This is a genomic window from Pseudomonas sp. IC_126, assembly GCF_004331835.1.
Taxonomy (GTDB): domain Bacteria; phylum Pseudomonadota; class Gammaproteobacteria; order Pseudomonadales; family Pseudomonadaceae; genus Stutzerimonas.
Window position 1 is genome coordinate 374,079 of the sequence record NZ_SJSS01000003.1, and the last position, 22,191, is coordinate 396,269.

Here is a 22,191-nt window from a genome sequence, read left to right on the forward strand (position 1 = left end):
ATGACATCTTGAGTGGCTATCGCTCTACGGCGGTATTTCTAGCCATTGCGTCCTGTAGCCCCAGATAGTCCAACAGAATTCTGCCGCTTTCCGAAAGGTAGGCATCGTCCTCTGGCTTTACCTTTTTCTCTTCAATGACCGGGATCGTTTCATCTTCCCGTTCGAGTTTGGCCAGCGGCTCCTCGCCCTTGGCCTTGCGCAGCGTATTTTCAAGCGCCAGTTGCCGCTTCTCGATGCCTTCCTGCTGCGCCCGGCGCTTCTCCTCGTTGAGACTGACACTCGTCTCGTGCATGAGCTCCTGTGTGAGCGCGAGGCGATCACGGGTGAAAACGAAATCAGGGTGCTCGGTCGTGCGTGCTTCGTGGCGCGCCTTGAGTTCTGCGAGGAATGGTTTGAACGGATTGATATCGGGATTGATCGCAGCGCGGATGCTGTCCCACGGCAGCGCTTCCGGCAGGGCGCTTTCGCCAATTTCCTTGGTATCGACTTCGGCGGGATAAGAAATATCGGGGATCACGCCCTGATGCTGGGTGCTCTGGCCGGAGACACGATAGAACTTGGCCAGCGTCAGCTTCAGCTCTCCATGATTGAGAGGCTGGACGGTTTGCACGGTGCCCTTGCCGAAGGTCTGGCCACCGACGATGAGGGCGCGATGATAATCCTGCATGGCGCCAGCGAAAATTTCAGATGCCGACGCTGACAGCCGATTAACCAGCACGGCCAAAGGACCTTTGTAGAACGCGCCTTGCTGCTCGTCGGCAAGCACGTCGACACGGCCATCGCTGTTGCGTACCAGCACCGTCGGGCCCTGATCGATGAACAGGCCAGTCAGCTCCGTCGCCTCCTGGAGCGATCCACCGCCGTTATTGCGCAGATCGATGACGACGCCATCCACGTTTTCGTCTTTCAGCTCTGTCAGCAGCTTCTTCACGTCGCGGGTAGTGCTCTTGTAGTCCTTGTCTCCGGCGCGCAGGGCCTTGAAATCAAGGTAGAACGCGGGGATCTCAATGATTCCGAGCTTATAGTTACGGCCGTCCTGCTCAAGATTGAGCACTGATTTCTTCGCTGCCTGCTCTTCGAGTTTCACTGCTTCACGGGTGATGGCGACGATCTTGCTGCTTTGATCGTTTGGTGCGTTGCTCGCTGGGATGACTTCGAGGCGAACGACCGATCCTTTCGGACCACGGATCAGCTTGACCACTTCGTCGAGGCGCCAGCCGATCACGTCGACCATTTCCTCGTCGCCCTGGCCGACACCGACGATCTTGTCGGCAGGGACAATCTGCTTACTCTTCTCTGCGGGGCCAGCCGGGACCAGGCGCACGACCTTGACGTGCTCGTTGTCGCTCTGCAGCACGGCACCGATGCCTTCCAAGGAAAGGCTCATATTGATGTCGAAGTTTTCTGCATTGTCGGGCGACAGGTACTGAGTGTGAGGATCGTAGGACTGGGCAAATGCGTTGATATAGGTCTGGAATACATCCTCGCCACGGGTCTGCTCCAGACGCGCCAGTTGATTCTTGTAGCGTTTGGTCAGCAACTCCTCGATAGCTTTGGGTTCTTTGCCGGTGATCTTCAAACGCAGAACCTCGTCCTTGACGCGTTTGCGCCATAGATCGTCCAGTTCCTTTTCGTCTTTGGGCCAGGCGGCATTTTCACGATCGACTAGTAACTCTTCGTCCAGGGTGAAATCGAAGCTGTTCACGCCTTCGTTCAGAAGGCCCCGCGCGTATTCGAGCCGGCTCTGCAAGCGCTCGAGGTGCACCTTGTAGATCGCGAAGCCGGGCTCAAGATTGCCGTTCTTGAGGAAGTCGTCGAATTGATTGCGCCAGCCCTCGAACTCGGCAAGATCTCCCGCAGTGAAATAACTGCGCGACGGATCGAGCATTGCGATGTAGCTGTCGAAAATCTTTGCCGAGCGGGCATCGTTAAGCGGGGGTTTGTTGTAATGATGGCGCTTGAGCAGTTCGACCACGTTGAGGCTGGCGATCACCTGATCACGGTCGGGCTGCAGGTAATCCCAGTCATGTCCGTCGGCTGGCTTGGCCAGGGCGGTGTTGGCCTGAAGGCCTAGCAGCAGGGCCAGAAAACCGGCGGTCAATGATCGTTTCATTTCGAAGGGGCGTCGCGAGGCTGGGTAATAACGCATATTAGGCCATCAATCAGGCGTCGAGCGGCATCCGCCCGACGGAATAACAACAGCCCGATGGTACCTGGCGGCTAACACGCCGCGACAGAGATCGCATCAGCCGGCAGGCTAACCCCGGCGCCACGCCATACCGAATCGGCAATTCGTGGTAAGGGATAGCCATATGGTCTGATGCAGCAATTATCAGCGGCCTGCATCGCCGGCAAGTAACGGTGGAGCGGGCACAGGTGTTAAGCACTATGGAGGCAGCATGAAGGCATTGCAAGGCGTCGAGGGGCAGGTCGAGTGGGTGGAGCGCGCCGCTCCGGTGTGCGGTGATGGGCAGGTAAGGATTCGGGTGGCGGCTGCCGGCCTGAATCGGGCCGATCTGTTGCAGCGTGCCGGGCATTATCCGCCGCCACCGGGCGTGACCGATATCCTGGGGTTGGAGTGTGCCGGTGTCATCAGTGAGGTAGGGTCCGGCGTTTCTCATCGTATAGGCGACCGAGTCTGCGCCTTGCTGGCTGGCGGCGGCATGGCTGAGGAAGTGGTTGTCGATGCCCGTCATATCCTTCCGGTGCCGCGAGGCCTTTCGCTGATGGAGGCTGCCGTGATTCCGGAAGTCTACGCTACTGCGTGGCTGAATCTGTTCCGTCTGGGCGCACTACAGCCGGGCGAGAAGGTCCTGCTTCACGCCGGCGCCAGCGGTGTCGGCTCGGCTGCCATCCAGTTGTGTAAGGCGTTCGGCAGCCCGTGCTGGGTCAGCGTCGGCTCGGCGGAACGCCTGGGCTACTGCGAGTCCTTGGGCGCTAGGGGCGGCGTGCTGCGCGATGATTCGCTGGAAGCGCTTCGCGACTTCGGTCCCTTCGACGTGATTCTCGACCCGGTCGGCGCCAAGTACGTAGCGCTCAATACGCAGCTGCTCGCAACCGAAGGGCGCTGGGTGATCATCGGCATGATGGGCGGGCGCAAGGCAGAGATGGATCTGGCGGCCCTGCTGGCCAAGCGCATCCAACTGATCGGCTCGACACTGCGCAGTCGCAACGCCGATGACAAGGCCGAGCTGCTCGCGGACATGCATGAGCGGATCTGGCCATTGTTCGCTGATAAAACCCTCTCGCCGCGACTGGAGCGCAGCTTCCCGATCCGCGATGTGGAAGCTGCCTTCGCTGCGTTGGCTAGCAATCAAGTCTCGGGCAAGGTCGCGCTCGTCATCGACGAGAGCCTCGAGTGAGCGAATCCAGGCGGGCGCAGGCTCGCCTGGATCTTCCGAGTCAGGGCAGCTCGGCGCTCGAATAGAAGGCGCTGAGCACCTTGACCAGATGCGCCAGATCCTGGCTGCCGGCCAGTTCGCGGATCGAATGCATGCCGAAGGTCGGCAGGCCGATGTCCACGGTGCGTACGCCCAGCTGGCTGGCCGTGATCGGGCCGATGGTCGAGCCGCAACCCATGTCGCTGCGCGTGACGAAGCTCTGTACCGATACCTCGTTTTCCAGGCACAGATGCCGGAAGAAGCCGGCCGTTTCGCTGCTGGTGGCGTAGCGCTGGTTGCTGTTGACCTTGATCACCGGGCCAGCATTGAGTTTCGGCCCGTGATTGCCGTCGTGCTTGTCGATGTAATTCGGGTGCACCGCATGGGCATTGTCGGCCGAAATCAGCAGCGAGCGGTTGATGCAGCGCTGGAACGCTTCGCCCTCGGGCAGGACGCGACGCAGTACCTGCTCCAGGAAGGGACCATCGGCGCCGCACATGGAGGCCGAGCCAACTTCTTCGTGATCCGTGCAGACCAGTACGCAAGTCTCGTTCGGACCAGCACGCAGCAGGGCTTGCAGTCCGGCATAGCAGGACAGCAGATTGTCCAGTCGGGCGCCGGCGATGAACTCACCGTTCAGACCAATGACCGCCGCGCTCTGGGTGTCGTAGAAGCTCAGTTCGAAATCCAGCACCACATCGGCGACCAGGCCGTGTTCGCGGCTGAGCTGATCCGCCAGCAAGGCGCGGAAATCCGGGCTGTCTTCGCTGGCGATCTGCGCCAGGATCGGTGGCAGTTCGTTCTGCGGATTGATCGCCCAGCCTTGATTGGCGTCCCGGTTCAGGTGAATAGCGAGGCTTGGGATCACGGCGATGGGCAGCCTGAAATCAATCAGCTGGCTTTCGATCTTCCCGTCGCGGCTATAAGTGACACGGCCAGCCAGTGATAGGTCGCGGTCGAACCAGGGCGCCAACAAGGCGCCGCCGTAAACTTCCACACCCAACTGCCAGAAACCCTGACGCTGCAGCTCCGGTTGCGGCTTGACTCGTAAGCAGGGGCTGTCGGTATGAGCACCAACCAAGCGCGCGCCGTATTCGATGGCGGATTTTGTGCCGAGCTGGAAGGCGATGATCGCCGAGTCATTACGGGTGACGTAATAACGGCCGCCTGGCTCGGTATGCCAGGTCTCGCTTTCATCCAGCGCCTTGTAGCCGGCTGCCTGAAGGCTTAACGCAAGGCTGCGGGTAGCGTGAAACGGCGTTGGCGAGGCCTTGAGGTAATCGATCAGGCCTTGGTTGAGTTCTTCGTGCATGGGGGGCTCCGGACGGCAAGGCTGAAAAGTCTATCCCATTGGTAGGGTGACTGCAGTCTTCGACGCTTTACGGCGGGCGTTTCAACCCTGCCGTGCAATGACCTCAAACATATGCCAGTGTTTGGCCCGTCCTATCGCGGTCTTTCCGTCGTATTCGAATTCGTTGAGTTCCAGCAGCTCCCAGCGTTCGAACCGCCGTCGGAGCTGGTCTTGGCTGTGGATGCTGAGGCCCTTCGCCGCCCAGTCGTCTTGAGGGCCGAAAAAATGCCCGGTGAACAGACCACCTAGCCGTAGCGCCTGGGTGATTCGCATCCAGAGGTCGGCAAATGCCTCTGGTCGGCAGAACGGCAGTGCGAAACTGGCATTTACGAAGTCCACTGCCGGCAACGGAGCGGCTTCCTCAAATGTCCGGCACAGCGTCGTAAGCGCACCGGGCGCATATGCAGCGGCCTGTTCCTGCAGCGTGAGCAATGCGTCCGGGTCCCGGTCGAGCGCGACAACATTCCAGCCTGCGCGAAGCAACGCCAAGCTATCGCGCCCAGCACCGCAGCCTAGATCCAGCGCCAGGCCTGGGCTGTGCGTCCAGTAGTCGAGTGCTTTGTGCACGTTAGGGTGCGCGGGCGCTCCACGGGTGACGTCGAGGAAGGTGATCAAAACGGGGCTGGGCACTCGAAGCGCATCCGCTCGCCACTCTGCGGGTGAGTCAGGGCGAGCATGCTCGCATGCAGGCACAGTCGTTCATGGGCGTTCAGTGCCTGTTCGTGGGCATAGAGGCGGTCGCCGAGTAGCGGATGGTCAATAGAAAGCATATGCACGCGCAACTGGTGGGAGCGGCCGGTGATAGGGGTCAGTTCGACGCGGCTGTAGTGGCTGCAGCGCTCCAGGACGCGCCAGTAGGTCAATGCATGCTTGCCTTGTTCATGATCGACCACGTGCCGGGGCTTGGTTGGCGGGTCGTATCGCAGGGGCAGGTCGATACTGCCGCTGTCCTGTTCCGGTTCGCCCCAGCACAGCGCGGTATAGGCTTTTTCCGTCTCGCGATCGTGGAATTGGCGCGACAACTCGCGGTGACTATCGGCGTCGCGGGCGAGCACGATCAGGCCGGAGGTTTCCCAGTCCAGCCGATGCACGATGCGCGCCTCGGGATAGCCGTTTTCCTGCAGGCGGGTCACCAGGCAGTCACGGTTATCCTCGGCGCGGCCGGGTACCGAGAGCAGCAGGGTGGGTTTATTGATCACCAACAGAGCGGCGTCCTGGTGAACAATCTGGATGTTGCTTAACGGCATCTGCGTTTCCCATAAACGAAGACGGCGACCCGTGGGTCGCCGTCCGTCAGAGGTTACTGAAAATCTATTCTGGAACTCGCGAGCTAGAGCCATGCAAGGCAAAAACAGGCGAGGAAGCGGAGTTTACTGTTGTAAATGAGCATCCGAGCCTGTTTTTAACGCTGCAGGGCCGACGCGCAGCAGATCCAGGCAGATTTTTAACGATCCGGCAGGGTAATGTTCAATTCAAGGATCGAACAGCTGCCCTGATCTTCCAGTGCGACCTGCACCTGATCGCTTTCGATGTTCACATACTTGCGAATCACCTCGACCAGCTCTTTCTGTAGAGCGGGCAGATAGTCCGGTTGCGTACGCTGGCCGCGCTCGTGCGCAACGATGATCTGCAGGCGTTCCTTCGCGATGTTGGCTGGCGTTTCCTTCTTCTTGCGCTCACGAAAGAAGTCGAGAAGGTTCATTCGCGACCTCCGAACAATCGTTGCAGGAAGCCCTGCTTTTTAACGTCTAGGAAGCGATGGTTCACTTCTTTACCCAGCAAACGATCCACTGCGTCGCTGTACGCCTGGCCCGCATCGCTCTGGTCATCGAGGATGACCGGTACGCCCTGGTTGGAAGCCTTGAGTACCGCTTGGGATTCCGGAATGACGCCCAGTAGGCGGATCGAGAGGATTTCCTCAACGTCTTCGACACCAAGCATTTCGCCCTTGACCACACGCTCGGGGTTGTAGCGGGTCAGCAGCAGATGCTCCTTGATCGATTCCTCGCCGTTTTCGGCGCGACGGGACTTGCTGGCTAGCAGGCCCAGCATGCGATCAGAGTCACGAACCGAGGAGACTTCCGGGTTGGTTACGACGATGGCCTCGTCGGCGTAATACATTGCCAGGTGAGCACCTTTCTCGATGCCTGCCGGGGAGTCGCAAATGACGAATTCGAATGTCTTGGCCAGCTCATCGATCACCTTGCCAACGCCTTCGAGCGTCAGGGCGTCCTTGTCACGGGTCTGGCTGGCGGCCAGCACGTAGAGGTTCTCGAGGCGCTTGTCCTTGATCAGGGCCTGGGTGAGGGTGGCGTCGCCTTGAATGACGTTGACGAAGTCATACACCACGCGGCGCTCGCAGCCCATGATCAGGTCCAGATTACGCAGGCCAACGTCGAAGTCGACGATGACGGTCTTGTGGCCGCGCAAGGCGAGACCGGTACCGATGGCGGCGCTGGATGTGGTTTTACCGACGCCACCCTTGCCGGAAGTGACTACGAGGATCTTGGCCAAGGTGATTCACCCTAATATGGAAGTCGGGACCGTAGCCAATTCGGCTCGCGGTACGCCCGTTTTGGTGCTTGAAAATTCGCGGCAGTATCCGTTAAAGGCGGGTGATGTTCAACACGTCGCCGGATAGCTTCATCTGTACGGCTTCGGTCCATAACGGGTCGCGCCGCAGGTCTTCGGCAACCTTGTAATGCCCGGCGATGGAGACCATTTCGGCGGCGAGCTGCTGACAGAAAATGCGTGCGTCGGTATCTCCCTTGATACCTGCCAAGGCACGCCCACGCAATGGACCGTACACATGGATGTTTCCATCGGCGAGAAGTTCCGCGCCCGGGCTGACGGCGGCCAGTACGATCAAGTCGCCACCCTGCGCATAGACCTGCTGGCCGCCGCGGATAGGCGTGGTGACCACGCGGGTGGGGCGATAGATCGGTTCGGCGGGTTTGGCCGGTGCTGCCGATGCCTTGCTGGCGAGGTCCAGCTTGCGTTCCTTGGCACCGGACGGTGGCAGTACGGGAAGGTCGAGCGCCGCTGCCGCCTCGATGACTTGGGGATCGCCGGCACGCAGCGCCAGGGTGCGCAGGCCGTGCTTGCGGCACAGCGCGATGAGTGCCGGAAGGTCGAGATTGCAATCGGCGGGCAGCTTGTCCAGCGCGAGGACCAGCGGGGTGTTGTTGAAGAAATCCGGCGCTTGCTCGACCTTCACGGCCAGCTGTTGATTGAGGCGCTCCAGGTCGTTCTGCGTCAACTCCAGCACGGTTATGGCAAGCATGCTGCCTTTGAGCTGGAACACTGGGGCTTGGTCGGAAAGGTCGGCTTGGCTCATGGTCTGCCTGCTGCGGTAAATGGCGAGGACTTATAGCGGGGGAGGCGTTGAGCTGCAAGCCACAAGCGGCCAGCGGCAAGAAAAATCAACGGCAAGCCGAGCGACCAACCCGCTGTGGCCAAGTCCCGCTCCGGCAATTTTTGCCGCAAGGGCTTAGAATGCGCGCTTTTACCGGTTCGGGCTTGCCGATGGATCGTCCTCGTTTTCGCGCATCCTTTCTTCATCCGCGTTTCTGGCTGCTGTGGCTGGGACTGGCTTTGCTGTGGTTGGTGGTGCGGCTGCCTTACCGCGTTCTGCTGCTTCTTGGGCGCGGCCTCGGTGCACTGATGTATCGGGTTGCCCGCTCCAGGCGACAAATCGCTCGGCGCAACCTGCAGTTATGTTTCCCCGAGCTGAACGACAAGCAGCGCGAGCGACTGCTACGCGAGAACTTCGCCTCGACCGGTATCGCCTTCTTCGAAATGGCCATGAGCTGGTGGTGGTCCAAGGACCGGCTGCATAAGCTGGCGCATGTCGAGGGTCTCGAGCACCTGCAACAGGCCCAGGCCGAGGGGCAGGGCGTGATTCTGATGGCGCTGCATTTCACTACGCTGGAAATCGGTGCGGCCTTGCTGAGTCAGCGTCACACCATCGATGGCATGTATCGCGAGCACAAGAATGCGGTGTTCGATTTCGTCCAGCGACGCGGGCGGGAGCGGCACAATCTCGACGCTAGCGCCATCGAGCGTGAGGACGTACGCGCGATGCTCAAGGTGCTGCGCGCCGGTCGAGCGATCTGGTACGCGCCGGACCAGGATTATGGGCGCAAGCAGAGTCTTTTCGTCCCTTGGTTTGGTATCAATGCCGCAACCGTGACCGCCACCACCAAGTTCGCCCGCCTGGGCAAGGCACGCGTCGTGCCGTATACGCAGACGCGGCTCGCCGATGGCTCTGGCTACAGATTGGCCATTCACCCACCGCTGCTTGATTTCCCGGGTGAAAGCGAGGAGGCCGATTGCCGGCGCATCAACGAGTGGGTGGAGCACGTGGTGCGGCAGCATCCCGAGCAATATCTGTGGGCCCACCGCCGCTTCAAGACGCGTCCAGAGGGTGAGCCAAGCCTCTATAGAAAGTTGCCGAAGAAACCGATCACTCCGTAAGTACGCCGTCGCGGAAGTCGCGCAGGGCCTGCTCGATTTCCTCGCGACTGTTCATCACGAACGGGCCGTACTGGGCGATCGGTTCGCCAATCGGCTGGCCGGCCAATAGCAGCACTCGCGCGCCGGTGCCGGAGTTCAGCTGCAGTTCGCCCTGATCGGAAAGCCTGGCCAGCTGATTCTTGCCGAGGCGCTTTCCGGCAATCTCGATCTCGCCTTCATATACGTACAGGATCAGCCGGTGTCCATCGAGCAGCTGCGGGTTGAGCTGGCTGCCGGCGGGCAGGTGCAGGTCGATCAGCTGCGGTTCGGTATCCGGTCGTTGCACGGCGCCTGGCTGATCCACCCCGTCGGCTTGGAACCGTCCGGCGATGACCACCGCTTCGACGCCGCTGGGCAAGGTGACGCGCGGGACTTCTGCTGGCGCGAAGTCCCGATAACCCGGATTGCCCATCTTGCTTTTGGCGGGCAGGTTAAGCCACAGCTGGAAGCCGCGCATGACGCCTTGTTCCTGTTGCGGCATCCCGCTGTGGATCACGCCGCGTGCCGCCGTCATCCATTGCACACCGCCGTTTTCGAGCAGCCCGACATTGCCGAGATGGTCTTCGTGGCGCATGCGGCCCTCGATCATATAGGTCACGGTCTCGAAGCCGCGGTGCGGGTGTGGCGGGAAGCCGGCGATGTACTCGTCAGGGTTGTCGGAGCCGAACTCGTCGAGCATCAGGAATGGATCGAATCGCTCCGCTACGTCACCGCCGAACAAACGGGTCAGACTGACACCGGCGCCATCGGAGGTGGCGCGACCGGTGCTGATTTCAAGAATCTCGCGCATGGGCATGGCATATCTCCAAAGAGGTTTGGATGAAGGCTACCGTGCCCCACGCGATTGATTGATGCGAAGTTTCCACGATTCTTATCTAACGCTTCGATCACTCGCCTATCTGCAATTCCCGCGCTCGGGTGTAAACGTAGCGGACCTTTTCATATTCGAACGGCGAGTTGAGTTGCCCATAGCGCAGGCTGGTGGTGTGGCGGATGTCGATCAGTCGAAGCGCGGTAATGCCGAATTCACCACCGCTGGCTTCGCCATAGTCGAAGTAATCGACTTGCCGCCCGACGCCGAAGTCCACTACCTGTCCAGCGGTATCGCGCAGGTTGGATGGGCCGAGCGCGGGCAGGATCAGATACGGCCCATGCGGGACGCCATAAAAGCCTAGCGTCTGGCCGAAGTCCTCGTTGTAGCGCGGCAGGCCCATGCGGGTCGCAGGGTCCCAAATGCCGCCGACACCAATGATGGTGTTGAACAGCAATCGTGCTGTGGTGCTCATCGCTCGCTGGCCCTTGAGCTGCGCCACGCTGTTGAACAGCGTTGGGATCTCGCCGAGGTTACTGAAAAAGTTGCTCACGCCGGTGCGCACGATCCGAGGCGTGACATAGCGGTAGCCGCGCACCGCCGGAAGCATCACCCACTGATCCAGACGGTAATTGAAGTAATACATGCGCCGGTTCAGCGATTCCCAGGGATCGTGAATATCCAGCGCGTCGAAGGTGGCGCGCTCGAACTCGCGTTGATCCAGGCCAGGATTGAATTTCAGGTTACGCAGCGGATGGGTGAAGCCATCCTCATCGGGGATCGGCGTCTGTGCATGGGCGATGCCGCTGGCCAAGAACAGCAATGCAAACAAATGACATCTAGCCACGGAAGAACTCCAGCATGTCTTGAGCATTGACCCGGTAATCGAGATTGCCGCAATGGCCGCCGCGCGGATACAGCGTCATGCGTTCGCCAAACGTCCGGCGCAGGAAGCCCAGATCGCCAGCACCGAGAATTATGTCGTCAGCGTTGTGCATGACGCCGATCTTCGGGCTGTCGCGCAGATAATCTTCCAGCGCATACAGGCTGACCTGTTGCACCAGTTGCGTCAGGCTTCCGCCATCTTGCTGGGCCCGCCACATGGGGATGAGTTGTTCGGTCATGTAGCAATCGAAGTCGCAGAGCAGGGCGCGGCGGAAGAAGGGCTCGAGGCTGGTGCCTTCGTCGATCGGGTAGCCGGGCGGGACGATTAATCCTCGGCGGTTGATCAGGTCGGATGTGAAGACGATATCGGCAGCGGAGAAACGGAACGCCGAGCCGACCAGCATCGCCATTTGCTCGTCGGTCAGCCGCAGGGATGACTGCTGGAAGTCGAACAGCAAAGCCTCGTCGAGGTTAATCGCGCCTTTTTGCCGATAGTAGCGGGCGAGCTTTTCCAGAATGACTTGGTAAAACGTGGTGGTGCTGTCGATCGCCTCGACCTGGGTTTGCACCAGCTTGTCCAGATTGTTGATCGATGTGTAGAGATTGACTGGCGGGTTGAGCATCAGCACCCGCTTGAAGTTGAAGCTCTGCCGCGTCTCATCGAGCTTGCTGACAAAGGCCGCGTTGAGCGCGCCGAGGCTGTAGCCGGTGAGATGGAACTCGGTGACCGGCAGGTCGTGCTGCTGCGCACGGACGGCCTGCATGACTCGATACATGTCCTTGGCATCGTCAGGGCTGTAACCCGGGGTGGCGTAACGTGAGGCGGCGGCGATGAAGTCGAAGCTGGTTGGCGAAGACAGCTGCACCACGTGATAGCCGGCCCCGTAGAACAGTCGCTTCAGCGACTCGGCTTTCGCCGCCGCGTAGCTTGCGCCGGTGCCCGAGATGATGAACATCAGTGGGGCAGGCCCAGGTTGCCGTGCCAAGCGGTAGGTCAGCCGTGTCACTGCCCAGAAATTTTCCGGAAGGATGAATTCCCGTTCGGGACGCAGACGCAGGCGATAGTCCGCCTGATCGATGTCGTCATCGCTGGGTACTTCGGCGCGCAGCGCCACGGGGGTCGTGGCGATGGTCGCTTCGAAGGGGTTGCTCAAGGGGTAGCCATACGCCTCGACGCTGATATCCGCAGCCTGGACAGGCGCGACGGCCAACGTAAGCACCGCGATCAAGCACAGCAGCAATCGCATGTAGGGAGCTCTCCTTAGCGGGCTTGGATGGCCGGCAAACTTCAGCATTGGGGGATCGGTCTTCGAGGTTGCCAGATTAAGCCGCAGGCGCATGCTGCCGTCATCTCTTCCGACAATGGGACGCCGCGAAAGACATGGCGCGTTAGCCATTGACCACAAGCAAGCCGGCTGGTTGCAGGCTTCGTTGCTGCGTATGGAGAGCTTATGGGAGAGGCGAGCCGATGCAAACGGCTCGGCTCGGCTCGGATCTGGCGAGTGGCTAGTGCATCCGTCAGGCCTGATGATGCAACCAGGCGTGAGCGGGGATCGTCTCACGAGGCGTCTGGCGCTTTTCCAGACGCTGCCAGATTTTCTCGTGGAAGTAGAAGCCGACCGAGTTGCAGATGGGTTCGATGGCTGCCACCAGGCCGCCTGCAGCGAGACTACCGGTCAAGGCATAGGTCACCGCGAAGGCAATACAGAAGTGCATCAGGGTGAAGGTTACGGTCTTGGTCATGGTAGATCTCCAAATGCAGTCGAGAATGATTCTCCGTTGATTGAAGTCTCGCTTCGCCACGCTGGTTTTGAAAATCGTCGTGCTTGATAAGCCACATAGATCGGCTCTATGCGTATCGAAGGGCTTGCCGCAAGCCGTCTATTCCGGCCGTTTCAGAAAATAAAAACCAGACTATGGTCGGGTGGTGTTCGGTCTGTCGGGCTCTAAAGTAGCCGCCCCGCCTCATCAGTGGCGGTGATCGTGTGGAGACAGTCAATGAACAACGAAAATATCTACCGGCAGATTTATGCCAATCCGCGTTTCCAGGAACTGGTCGCAAAGCGCGGCCGCTTCGCCTGGCTGCTATCGGCCGTCATGCTGGGCGCATATCTCGCCTTCATCCTGCTGATCGCCTTCGAGCCAGCGATCCTCGGTGTGCCGCTTGCCGCCGATACTGTCACCACTTGGGGTATTCCGGTGGGCGTCGGTGTGATCTTCATGGCGTTCATCCTCACTGGCGTTTATGTCCAGCGTGCCAATGGCGAATTCGATCGCATCAACCAGGAAATCCTCAACGAGGCTCAGCAAAAATGATTGTGCGTCCATTGCTGGCAGCCGCTCTGCTGCTCGCCTCGCCCTTACTGATGGCCGACGCCCTGACCGGCGAAGTGCAGAAGCAGGGCGTCAACTACACAGCGATTGCCATGTTCGTTGCGTTCATCGCGTTCACCATGGGTATCACCAAGTGGGCCGCCAAACGCAACACATCCACCTCCGATTACTACACCGCCGGCGGTAGCATCACCGGTTTTCAGAACGGTCTGGCGATTGCCGGGGACTTCATGTCGGCGGCGTCTTTTCTGGGCATATCTGCGCTGGTTTACACCAGTGGCTACGATGGTTTGATCTATTCCATCGGCTTTCTAGTCGGCTGGCCGATCATCCTGTTCCTGATGGCCGAACGCCTGCGCAACCTGGGCAAATTCACCTTTTCCGATGTGGCGTCCTACCGTCTCGGCCAGACCCAGATCCGCATCCTGTCTGCATTCGGCTCGCTGATCGTGGTGGCCTTCTACCTGATCGCGCAGATGGTCGGCGCCGGCAAGCTAATCCAGCTGTTGTTCGGCCTCGACTATTACGTCGCGGTTGTTCTGGTAGGCGTGCTGATGGTCATGTATGTGCTGTTCGGCGGCATGCTGGCGACTACCTGGGTGCAGATCATCAAGGCGGTGCTGCTGCTGTCCGGTGCCAGCTTCATGGCGATCATGGTGATGAAGGCGGTCAACTTCGACTTCGGCAGCCTGTTCGCCGAGGCCGTGAGCATCCATGAGAAGGGCGCTGCGATCATGAGCCCGGGTGGTTTGGTTTCCGACCCGATCTCCGCGATCTCGCTGGGTCTGGCATTGATGTTCGGTACCGCGGGTCTGCCGCACATCCTGATGCGCTTCTTCACCGTCGCTGACGCCAAGGAAGCGCGCAAGAGCGTGTTCTACGCCACCGGCTTCATTGGTTACTTCTACATCCTGACCTTCATCATCGGCTTCGGCGCGATCCTGCTGGTCAGCACCAACCCGGAATTCAAGGACGCAGCGGGCGCCATCGTCGGCGGCACCAATATGGTCGCTATCCACCTGGCCAACGCCGTTGGCGGCAACCTGTTCCTCGGCTTCATCTCCGCGGTGGCCTTCGCGACCATCCTCGCGGTAGTGGCCGGTCTGACACTGGCGGGCGCTTCGGCAGTTTCCCATGACCTTTATGCCTGCGTGATCAAGAAGGGCAAGGCCAAGGAAGAGGACGAGATGCGTGTCACCAAGATCACCACTCTGACTCTGGGCGTCGTGGCGATCCTGCTGGGTATCATCTTCGAGAAGCAGAACATTGCGTTCATGGTGGGTCTGGCGTTCTCCATCGCAGCCAGCTGCAACTTCCCGGTGCTGTTCCTTTCCATGTACTGGAAAGGTTTGAGCACTCGCGGAGCGCTGATCGGCGGTTCGTTGGGCCTGGCGACAGCGCTGATCCTGACCATCATCAGCCCGACCGTATGGGTCGATGTATTCGGTTATGCCGAGGCGATCTTCCCCTACAAGTATCCGGCGCTGTTCTCGATGATCGTCGCGTTCGTGGGGATCTGGTTCTTCTCGGTCACCGACAAGTCCAAGGCGGCGGGTCTCGAGCGCGAGCGTTTCTTCTCGCAGTTCGTGCGGTCGCAGACCGGTCTGGGTTCCAGTGGCGCAGTCGCTCACTGACAGCTGATCGAGCATCGAAAGAAGGGCAGCCCAAGGGCTGCCCTTCGTCGTTTCGGTACGGGCAAAGGCGCTCTGGCTGGATATCGGCGGCGTCAATCGGACTCGGAACATGCCCGTCATTCAGCATTTCGATAGAGGCCGGAGCGCGCCTCGGCTTTCGCTAGACTCGTTGCAACTCAACGAACAAGAAGGCAACAACGATGCAAAACCGCATGATGGTCACGGGTGCCGGTTCCGGCCTGGGTCGTGAAATCGCCCTGCGCTGGGCGCGTGAGGGCTGGCAGCTGGCGCTCTCGGACGTCAATGAGGCCGGTCTGGCAGAGACTCTGAAAATGGTGCGCGAAGCGGGAGGCGACGGTTTTATCCAACGCTGCGACGTGCGCGACTACAGCCAGCTGACCGCACTGGCGCAGGCTTGCGAGAGCAAGCTCGGCGGTATCGACGTGGTGGTCAACAACGCCGGTGTTGCGTCCGGCGGCTTCTTCGAGGAGTTGTCGCTGGAGGATTGGGACTGGCAGATCGCGATCAACCTGATGGGCGTGGTCAAGGGCTGCAAGGCGTTCCTGCCTCTGGTGCAGAAGAGCCGCGGCAAGATCATCAACATCGCCTCCATGGCCGCGCTGATGCAGGCGCCGGGCATGAGTAACTACAACGTGGCCAAGGCCGGCGTGGTGGCGCTGTCGGAAAGCCTGCTGGTCGAACTGAAGCAGCAGGAAGTGGGCGTCCATGTGGTCTGTCCGTCGTTCTTTCAGACCAATCTGATGGATTCCTACCGGGGGCCGACACCGAACATGAAGGCGCAGATCAGCAAGCTGCTCGAAGCATCGCCGATCACCGCCGCGGATATCGCCGACTATATGTATCGGCAGGTCGCAGAAGGCGTGTTCATGATTCTGCCGCACGACGAAGGGCGTATGGCCTGGAAGATCAAGCAGCAGAACCCGCAAGCCATCTACGATGAGATGGCTGCGCTGGCGGAGAAGAAGCGTAACAAGAGCAGAACCTGACCAACCGGTCCGTTTTGCTTGCTGTGATCTGGGGTCGAGAGTAGGGTTGCCGGTCCGATCCCAGTCCGACCCATGGATTCACTGTGAAAAACCCATCCCGCTGGCTTCTCATGCTGGCCCTGGTGCTTGCCGCCATCAATCTTCGCCCCGGAATTACATCCTTCGCTCCCTTGATCGAACGCATCGCCGAAGAGCTGAACCTCAGCCGCGGTCTGATCAGCCTGACCACGGCTTTGCCGGTTCTCTTGATGGGGCTGCTGGCTCCCCTCGCGCCGCGTCTGGCCATGCGTTTCGGGCTGGAGCGGACCATTGCCCTGTGTCTGGGCGTCATCGGTTTGGCGTTGGTGCTGCGTCTGTTCGGCGAAAGTGCCGCAGTATTGATCGGCACGGCGGCGATGGTCGGTGCCGGCATCGCGGTTGCAGGGCCGCTGCTGTCGGGTTTCATCAAGCGTCATTTTCTCGATCGCATGGGCAAAACCGCAGCCTTCTATTCGCTGATTATGGCCGTGGGCGGCACCATTGGCGTTGTGCTGACGGCGCCTGCGACGCAATTGTTGGACCAGCGCTGGACTTTGGGTCTGTCGCTCTGGGCCATTCCGGCCGTGTTGGCGCTGGCGCTGTGGTGGCGGTTACCGAGCCAGCCGGAAGCGGCCGTCGAGCGCCAGGCCGGATTGCCGTGGAGCGAGTCGCGTGCCTGGTTGGTAAGTATCTATTTCGCGCTACAGGCGGGGCTGTTCTACGCCCTGGCCACCTGGTTGGTGGCGCGCTATCACGAAGCCGGTTTCAGCGTGCTGCAGAGCAACGCGTTCTTCAGCGGTTTCATGCTGATTGGCTTGCCCAGCTCGTTCGCCATGCCCTGGCTGGCGCAGCGCTTCGGCAATCGGCACCTGCTGATGTCGGGCTGTGGCTTGCTGGCGACAATCTGTCTGTTGATCATCGCCTGGGTTCCGCAGGTCCAGCCGCTGGTGGTCTGCATGCTATTGGGTGTGGCGTTGAACGGCACCTTTTCCATGTCGCTGATACTGCCGATGTATGAGGCCAGCACGCCGCTGGCGGTGAGCCGATTGACCGCCATGATGCTCTGTACCGGTTATTGTCTGGCGTGCTTCACGCCCGTGCTGACCGGACTGGGGCGTGACGTCGCCGGCGACTACCGCTGGCCGTTTCTGGTGCTGGCGGGCATGTCTGCCGTGATGTGCGTCCTTGCCTTGCGTCTGGCTCCACGGCGCGATCTGGCTGCCGCGACTGCCACCTGACGAGGCGATTGGCGTCGCGAGCTGTGGCCTGCGTCACCCCTGCGTCAGGTGGTGATGCCGGGTGCTGGAACACAGCGCGTAATTGATTGAACATGTCGGGCTTTCGTCTGGAGCGTCCCTGTGGAGCCAGAATCCATCGTCTACGGCAGTATCCGCGACTGGCCATCGGCAGACACCGAGCAGTGTCGGATGCGTCGCGCTGTTAACCGCCGTGCGCTGGACAGTCTGCCGCAAGGCGAGGGCTGGCCCTTCATCGGGCGGGAAATGTTTTCCTGCTGCGCGGAGGAGGGCGTCTATCAGACCCAGGTCATCCACTTCGGCGCTAGCTATCGCGCGGTCGAGTACGAGTGGGCGTTATGGGTACGCAACTTCGAGGCGCTGCTCAGCGAACTCTACTGGACCAGTGCGGTGGTCCATCTGGAAACCGAACTCAACGGCACGCACACTTTTCGCTGGGAAACCGAAAGCGGCACGCACAGCCCTCATCAGCGCGATCTGCGGATGCGTTGCGCCTGGGAGCGTGACGGCGGCGTGCTGGGCTGAGCGTCAGTCCTCCAGCCACTCCTTCGGCACGTCGCTTCTGAGCGCCAGCTGACACTGTTGGTGATCCGCATCGAACACGATCACCGCCGTACCCTTGCTCAACGCCCGGCGTACCCGTTCGACACGGGTCTGCAGCGGCGTCTCGTCGCCATTGTCGGTGCCATCGCGGGTCACGAAGTCCTCGATGAGGCGGGTCAGGGTGTCGGGTTCGAGTTGGTCGTAAGGAATGAGCATGGAGTCGGATCAGGTTGGATGGTCGGATTCGGTGATCGGCTCATTGAGAAAGCGATCCAGGCAAGCATACAGCTGCTCACTCTCCAGCGGCTTACCAATGAAGTCGTTCATCCCCGCATCGCGGCCTTGCTGGCGATGATCGTCGAGGACATGAGCGGTAAGCGCGATGATCGGCACTTCGTCCAAGCCCTGTTCAGCCTCGATGCGGCGGATCTGCCGGCTCGCCTCGAAGCCGTCCAGTTCCGGCATCTCGCAGTCCATCAGGATCAATTGAATGGCGGAAGGGTTCTCGCTGTAGGTCGTCACAGCGAGGCGTCCGTTCTCGACGATCAGCACTTCGTAACCGCGTTTGCGCAGTAGACCCGACACCACCATCTGGCTGACCGGATTGTCTTCGGCAATGAGGACACGCGAGCACGACTTCGTCTCGTTTACGTGGGGGGCGACCGCCTCGATTGCAGGGTTCGTTGGCTGGTAGAGCCGATGCAGCGCCTCGCGTAGCGGGCCGAGCGGGAGCGGCAATGACAGGTTGACCAGCCGGAGCGCTGGCGCCAGAACCGGATACTCGCTCTGTGGTGGGTACAGGAACATGACCCGCTGGTTCGGCTCGAGCTGGTTGCTCAGTGTCGCCAGCCAATCCCGCGGCTTGCCAGGCCATGGCGCTATCACGACCACCAACGGTGCGACGGCATGGTCGTCGAGGTAGCGGGACAGCCGTTGTGGCTCTTCGCAGCGCAGTACACGCATGCCCCAGCGCATGAGCAAATTGCTCATGGCATCGAGCCCATGGGCGTCCTGGGACGCGATCACCGCGGTTCGGCCTTCGAGCAGGGCGGTGAGCGGATCATGGTTGTCGCCGGCATCGCACAGTGCGATGTCGAAGCTGAAGCGGCTGCCCTGGCCAGGTGCGCTCTGCACGTCGATCTGGCCGCCCATCATTTCCACCAGCTCCTTGCTGATTACCAGTCCCAGGCCGCTTCCGCCGTAGCGCCGGGTAGTGCTCGAATCGGCCTGGGCGAAAGAGACGAACAGTTGCGAGAGCTCCTCGGCGCGCATGCCGATGCCGCTATCGGTCACGGAAAACACCAGCCGTCGTGCATCGGCCGGGCCTTGAGCCTCCACCTCGATCATGACGCAGCCGCGCTCGGTGAATTTCAATGCGTTGTTGAGCAGGTTCATCAATACCTGCTTGAGCCGGGTCGGATCACCTCGTACTCGCCTGGGCACGCCGGCGGCGAGGCCAACGTGCAACTGGAGTTGTTTGTCCAGCGCTTGGGCCGTGAACAGGCTGATGGTTTCTGATATCAGCGCTTCGAGATCGTATTCGATGTCTTCGAGGACCAGCTTGCCAGCGCCGATCCGTGCATAGTCCAGGATGTCGTTGATCACTGACATCAACGAGGAACTGGAACTGGCGATGGTGTCGAGATAGAAGCGCTGTTTGCGATCCAGCGAGGTCCCGCGCAGCAGTTGCAGCATGCCGAGCACGCCATTGAGCGGGGTCCGGATTTCATGACTCATCTTCGCTAGAAAACGGCTTTTCGCTTGATTCTCGCTTTCGGCCCGCGCGGCGGCCTGGCGTGACCGGAAGCCTTCTTCCTTGAGTAGATTGATCCGGTCGGCCAAGCCGATGGACAACGTGATCAGCTCGAAGGCTATGCCGACCTTGACCACCGAGGAGCCGTACAAACCGAACAGGTTGAAGCCCAGGGACCCGGCGGTGACGATCGCGAAGGTCGCCAGCAACACGCCCCAGGCCAGGGTGTAATAGAGACCATAGCGAACACCGCGGCGCCAGACGAACGCTCCGGTCAGCAACAGGCCGATTGAGGAGCCGATCACCATGACGCTGGACAGGATGCTCCAGGTTCGCATGTCGAGCACCAACCCGGACAGGAGCGCCCCAAGTGACGCCACGAGCGCCACACGTAGCGTGAGATCGAGCCTGGGAAAGTACTCGCGGGTATGCAGAAAGTGGCGACTGAACTGGATCGAGACCAGGCAGTGGCTGAGCATCAGCGCATAGATGCCCTGGGTGACGAAGCCGCCATCACCGCTCAGCCATTTGACCAGCATGCCGTCGAAGCTGAGCGTGAACAGTCCGACGTTGAGGTTGTAGACCAAGTACCAGAAATAGGCTGGCTCGCGAAGCGACAGAAACAGGAAGAGGTTGTAGCAGAACATCGCGAAAAGCACGCCGTAGAAGGCTCCGGCGAGGCCCATTGTCTCTTCGGCCGCGGCTGCGTTCGCCGCATAGCTGCTGAAGTAAAGCGGGACATACAGAGTGCTGGTGCTCTGCACGCGCAGCAGCAGCGTCGATGTGCCGGGCTGCAGATCGACCGGGAACAAGAAATTGCTGACCTTGACCGCTCGCTCACTGAAAGGGTGACTGTCGCCGGCTTGCTGTCGGCTTATGCTGCCATCGGGATGCCGCAGATACAGGTCAATGTGGTCGAGTAGCGGGTAGTTGATTTCGAAGAAGCCGCCGATGGGCTCGCTCAGCTGATTGTCGAGCTCCACTCGAAACCACCATACGGCGCTGTTCTTGCCCTTGTTGGGGTGAATGCCGGTGACCGGTTCGAAGGTGTTGTCCGCCAACTCGAACACTTCGGCAACGTCCAGCTCGGCGGCCGGATCGCGCAGGAAATAGGTCCAGCTGCCAAGCGGTTGGCGGAAATCGTCCGAGTCCACTGGGACGGGGGCGGAAGCCCAGACCTGGGCAGACAGGCAGAACAGGAAGATGGCCAGGCAAAGACGCGGCAGCATGTAGGGACCCGGAGTGGTGCAAGTCGCAGCGGATCAAGCGAAGCAGTCCAATCGCGAACAGTGCGCGGTTTATACGCATATGGCAAAACCAGCATTGTCCGGCTGGTTTGCAGATCCATGAATATCAGTGGCTTGCGACTTTGCCCTTATCGCCGATTCATCGCAATTGGCAAACGCCTCAACTTGGCGGCACATCATGAAACCTGGACGTCAATCGTCGGTTCGCTTGTCGAGAATCGAGTCGACTGGTGGTACTCGCGTGTCATTTCCATCTGGGTCTCGTGTTCGAGCTGATGACTGAAGCTTTCCAGGGTCCCTTGGCCGCTGTGAGCATCGCTGGCGAACACAGGCGGACTGAGCAGGTAACTGCATATCAGACGGCTCATCGCGGCCAGGCTGTCGATATGGGTTCGCTCGTAGCCATGGGTCGCATCGCAACCGAAGGCGAGCAGGGCGGTGCGGATGTCGTGTCCGGCAGCCACTGCGGATTGTGCGTCGCTGTGGTAGTAGCGGAACAGATCGCGCCGCACCGGTATGTCGTGGCCTTCGGCTAACCTGATCAGGTGCCGGGACAGATGGAAGTCGTAAGGCCCGCCAGAGTCCTGCATCGCGACCGTGACGGCATGCTCGCTGGACTCCTGACCCTTGGCCGTCGGCGCGATGTCAATCCCGACGAATTCGCTGACATCCCACGGCAGCGCACCTGCCGCGCCGGAGCCGGTCTCTTCGGTGATGGTAAACAGCGGATGGCAGTCGATCGGCAACTCCTGGCCGCTTTCGACCAGCGCCTTCAACGCCGTCAGCAGAGCAGCAACGCCAGCTTTGTCATCCAGATGCCGTGCGCTGATGTAGCCGCTGTCGGTGAACTCCGGCATCGGATCGAACGCGACCACGTCGCCGACGCGAATGCCCAGCGCAACGGTATCGGCGCGGCTGCGGGTCACGGCGTCCAGGCGCAGCTCGACATGGTCCCAACTGATCGGCATCTCATCCACTGCGGTATTGAAGGCATGCCCGGAGGCGAGCAACGGCAAAACGCTGCCGCGGATCACGCCTTCATCGGTGAACACGCTGACGCGGCTGCCTTCGGCAAAACGGCTCGACCAGCAGCCGACCGGTGACAGACCCAGCCGGCCCGTTTCATGAATTTCGCGAACGCTGGCGCCGATGGTGTCGAGGTGCGCCGCGATGGCGCGGTCCGGGCTGTCCTGGCGACCCTTGAGCGTCGCGCGGATAGTGCCGCGACGGGTCAGCTCGAATGGGATTTTCAGCTCCTGCAAACGCTCGGCGACGTAGCGCACGATGGTGTCGGTGAAACCGGTGGGGCTGGGGATGGCCAGCGTTTCCAGCAGCACGCGCTGTAGGTAATTGAGATCGGGTTCGGGAAGTTTTGCAGTCATGGTCATTCCTTGCGGGGCAGAGGCTGCCGCCATGCGGTTGAATGAATGCGGATGTACCACGGGCGGGCATGGCGC

General features: G+C 60.6%; 20 protein-coding genes and 1 pseudogene. 7 read left to right on the forward strand and 14 right to left on the reverse strand.

Annotated elements, in window-relative coordinates:
- Positions 1-16: 16 nt before the first annotated feature.
- On the reverse strand, positions 17-2,113 hold the full coding sequence (locus E0D86_RS12605; RefSeq protein WP_131650371.1) for a carboxy terminal-processing peptidase: 2,097 nt from the start codon (positions 2,111-2,113) through the stop codon (positions 17-19).
- Between the two features lie 286 nt (positions 2,114-2,399).
- Here E0D86_RS12605 and E0D86_RS12610 point away from each other — a divergent pair, with 286 nt between their 5' ends.
- Positions 2,400-3,362, forward strand: a complete 963-nt coding sequence (locus tag E0D86_RS12610) for an NAD(P)H-quinone oxidoreductase (protein ID WP_131650372.1) — start codon at positions 2,400-2,402, stop codon at positions 3,360-3,362.
- Positions 3,363-3,402: 40 nt separating this feature from the next.
- Here the strand turns inward: E0D86_RS12610 and E0D86_RS12615 are convergent, their stop codons facing one another.
- The 6 genes from E0D86_RS12615 to minC all read right to left on the reverse strand — a co-directional run bounded on the left by E0D86_RS12615 (position 3,403) and on the right by minC (position 8,068).
- A complete protein-coding gene (locus E0D86_RS12615) occupies positions 3,403-4,692 on the reverse strand; it encodes a M18 family aminopeptidase (protein WP_131650373.1) in 1,290 nt (429 codons plus the stop codon).
- Between the two features lie 81 nt (positions 4,693-4,773).
- On the reverse strand, positions 4,774-5,361 hold the full coding sequence (locus tag E0D86_RS12620) for a methyltransferase domain-containing protein (RefSeq protein WP_131650374.1): 588 nt from the start codon (positions 5,359-5,361) through the stop codon (positions 4,774-4,776).
- A complete protein-coding gene (locus E0D86_RS12625; RefSeq protein ID WP_131650375.1) occupies positions 5,343-5,978 on the reverse strand; it encodes an RluA family pseudouridine synthase in 636 nt (211 codons plus the stop codon). Before E0D86_RS12625 ends, E0D86_RS12620 begins: the two co-directional genes overlap by 19 nt.
- A gap of 197 nt (positions 5,979-6,175) precedes the next feature.
- Positions 6,176-6,433 carry a cell division topological specificity factor MinE gene (minE, locus tag E0D86_RS12630; protein WP_131650376.1) on the reverse strand — a complete coding sequence of 86 codons (258 nt, stop codon included), beginning with the start codon at positions 6,431-6,433 and terminating at the stop codon, positions 6,176-6,178.
- A complete protein-coding gene (gene minD / locus E0D86_RS12635; protein WP_131650377.1) occupies positions 6,430-7,245 on the reverse strand; it encodes a septum site-determining protein MinD in 816 nt (271 codons plus the stop codon). Before minD ends, minE begins: the two co-directional genes overlap by 4 nt.
- Before the next feature lie 91 nt (positions 7,246-7,336).
- Positions 7,337-8,068: a septum site-determining protein MinC gene (gene minC, locus E0D86_RS12640; RefSeq protein ID WP_131650378.1), complete on the reverse strand. Its 732-nt coding sequence runs from the start codon at positions 8,066-8,068 to the stop codon at positions 7,337-7,339.
- 188 nt (positions 8,069-8,256) lie between these two features.
- Here minC and E0D86_RS12645 point away from each other — a divergent pair, with 188 nt between their 5' ends.
- On the forward strand, positions 8,257-9,207 hold the full coding sequence (locus E0D86_RS12645) for a lipid A biosynthesis lauroyl acyltransferase (protein ID WP_131650527.1): 951 nt from the start codon (positions 8,257-8,259) through the stop codon (positions 9,205-9,207).
- Here E0D86_RS12645 and E0D86_RS12650 read toward each other — a convergent pair.
- The 4 genes from E0D86_RS12650 to E0D86_RS12665 all read right to left on the reverse strand — a co-directional run bounded on the left by E0D86_RS12650 (position 9,197) and on the right by E0D86_RS12665 (position 12,685).
- Positions 9,197-10,042: a pirin family protein gene (locus E0D86_RS12650; protein ID WP_131650379.1), complete on the reverse strand. Its 846-nt coding sequence runs from the start codon at positions 10,040-10,042 to the stop codon at positions 9,197-9,199. The genes E0D86_RS12645 and E0D86_RS12650 overlap by 11 nt on opposite strands.
- Before the next feature lie 91 nt (positions 10,043-10,133).
- A complete protein-coding gene (locus E0D86_RS12655; protein WP_256681203.1) occupies positions 10,134-10,904 on the reverse strand; it encodes a VacJ family lipoprotein in 771 nt (256 codons plus the stop codon).
- On the reverse strand, positions 10,897-12,189 hold the full coding sequence (locus E0D86_RS12660; RefSeq protein ID WP_131650381.1) for a serine/threonine protein kinase: 1,293 nt from the start codon (positions 12,187-12,189) through the stop codon (positions 10,897-10,899). The genes E0D86_RS12655 and E0D86_RS12660 overlap by 8 nt, the downstream gene beginning before the upstream one ends.
- Before the next feature lie 271 nt (positions 12,190-12,460).
- Positions 12,461-12,685, reverse strand: coding sequence for a DUF2061 domain-containing protein (locus tag E0D86_RS12665; RefSeq protein WP_131650382.1), 225 nt, complete (start codon positions 12,683-12,685; stop codon positions 12,461-12,463).
- 255 nt (positions 12,686-12,940) lie between these two features.
- On the opposite strand from E0D86_RS12665, the gene E0D86_RS12670 reads away from it, so the two are divergent.
- The 5 genes from E0D86_RS12670 (at position 12,941) to E0D86_RS12690 (ending at position 17,716) form a co-directional block, all read left to right on the forward strand.
- Entirely contained in the window at positions 12,941-13,258 is a 318-nt protein-coding gene (locus tag E0D86_RS12670) for a DUF485 domain-containing protein (RefSeq protein ID WP_131650383.1), read from the forward strand.
- Positions 13,255-14,910 (forward strand): cation acetate symporter, encoded by a 1,656-nt coding sequence (locus E0D86_RS12675; protein ID WP_131650384.1) that lies wholly within the window; start codon positions 13,255-13,257, stop codon positions 14,908-14,910. Before E0D86_RS12670 ends, E0D86_RS12675 begins: the two co-directional genes overlap by 4 nt.
- A 200-nt stretch (positions 14,911-15,110) precedes the next feature.
- Entirely contained in the window at positions 15,111-15,917 is an 807-nt protein-coding gene (locus E0D86_RS12680) for an SDR family oxidoreductase (RefSeq protein WP_131650385.1), read from the forward strand.
- Between the two features lie 110 nt (positions 15,918-16,027).
- Positions 16,028-17,173: a CynX/NimT family MFS transporter gene (locus E0D86_RS12685; protein WP_131650528.1), complete on the forward strand. Its 1,146-nt coding sequence runs from the start codon at positions 16,028-16,030 to the stop codon at positions 17,171-17,173.
- A gap of 120 nt (positions 17,174-17,293) precedes the next feature.
- Positions 17,294-17,716 (forward strand): hypothetical protein, encoded by a 423-nt coding sequence (locus tag E0D86_RS12690; protein ID WP_131650386.1) that lies wholly within the window; start codon positions 17,294-17,296, stop codon positions 17,714-17,716.
- Positions 17,717-17,719: 3 nt separating this feature from the next.
- Here E0D86_RS12690 and E0D86_RS12695 read toward each other — a convergent pair whose 3' ends face one another.
- From E0D86_RS12695 to E0D86_RS12705, 3 genes and pseudogenes are all read right to left on the reverse strand, one after another.
- Positions 17,720-17,950 (reverse strand): YheU family protein, encoded by a 231-nt coding sequence (locus E0D86_RS12695; protein WP_131650387.1) that lies wholly within the window; start codon positions 17,948-17,950, stop codon positions 17,720-17,722.
- Between the two features lie 9 nt (positions 17,951-17,959).
- On the reverse strand, positions 17,960-20,716 hold the full coding sequence (locus E0D86_RS12700; protein WP_131650388.1) for a hybrid sensor histidine kinase/response regulator: 2,757 nt from the start codon (positions 20,714-20,716) through the stop codon (positions 17,960-17,962).
- Positions 20,717-20,926: 210 nt separating this feature from the next.
- A pseudogene (locus E0D86_RS12705) lies at positions 20,927-22,116 on the reverse strand (osmoprotectant NAGGN system M42 family peptidase).
- Positions 22,117-22,191: the final 75 nt, after the last annotated feature.

Coding starts and splice junctions, on each gene's coding strand:
- E0D86_RS12700 (WP_131650388.1), bottom strand. CDS start 20,716: ATGCTGCCGCGTCTTTGCCTGGCCATCTTCCTGTTCTGCCTGTCTGCC.
- E0D86_RS12615 (WP_131650373.1), bottom strand. CDS start 4,692: ATGCACGAAGAACTCAACCAAGGCCTGATCGATTACCTCAAGGCCTCG.
- E0D86_RS12610 (WP_131650372.1), top strand. CDS start 2,400: ATGAAGGCATTGCAAGGCGTCGAGGGGCAGGTCGAGTGGGTGGAGCGC.
- E0D86_RS12665 (WP_131650382.1), bottom strand. CDS start 12,685: ATGACCAAGACCGTAACCTTCACCCTGATGCACTTCTGTATTGCCTTC.
- E0D86_RS12695 (WP_131650387.1), bottom strand. CDS start 17,950: ATGCTCATTCCTTACGACCAACTCGAACCCGACACCCTGACCCGCCTC.
- E0D86_RS12660 (WP_131650381.1), bottom strand. CDS start 12,189: ATGCGATTGCTGCTGTGCTTGATCGCGGTGCTTACGTTGGCCGTCGCG.
- minE (WP_131650376.1), bottom strand. CDS start 6,433: ATGAACCTTCTCGACTTCTTTCGTGAGCGCAAGAAGAAGGAAACGCCA.
- E0D86_RS12645 (WP_131650527.1), top strand. CDS start 8,257: ATGGATCGTCCTCGTTTTCGCGCATCCTTTCTTCATCCGCGTTTCTGG.
- E0D86_RS12685 (WP_131650528.1), top strand. CDS start 16,028: ATGCTGGCCCTGGTGCTTGCCGCCATCAATCTTCGCCCCGGAATTACA.
- E0D86_RS12680 (WP_131650385.1), top strand. CDS start 15,111: ATGCAAAACCGCATGATGGTCACGGGTGCCGGTTCCGGCCTGGGTCGT.
- E0D86_RS12625 (WP_131650375.1), bottom strand. CDS start 5,978: ATGCCGTTAAGCAACATCCAGATTGTTCACCAGGACGCCGCTCTGTTG.
- E0D86_RS12650 (WP_131650379.1), bottom strand. CDS start 10,042: ATGCCCATGCGCGAGATTCTTGAAATCAGCACCGGTCGCGCCACCTCC.
- E0D86_RS12605 (WP_131650371.1), bottom strand. CDS start 2,113: ATGAAACGATCATTGACCGCCGGTTTTCTGGCCCTGCTGCTAGGCCTT.
- E0D86_RS12675 (WP_131650384.1), top strand. CDS start 13,255: ATGATTGTGCGTCCATTGCTGGCAGCCGCTCTGCTGCTCGCCTCGCCC.
- E0D86_RS12670 (WP_131650383.1), top strand. CDS start 12,941: ATGAACAACGAAAATATCTACCGGCAGATTTATGCCAATCCGCGTTTC.
- minC (WP_131650378.1), bottom strand. CDS start 8,068: ATGAGCCAAGCCGACCTTTCCGACCAAGCCCCAGTGTTCCAGCTCAAA.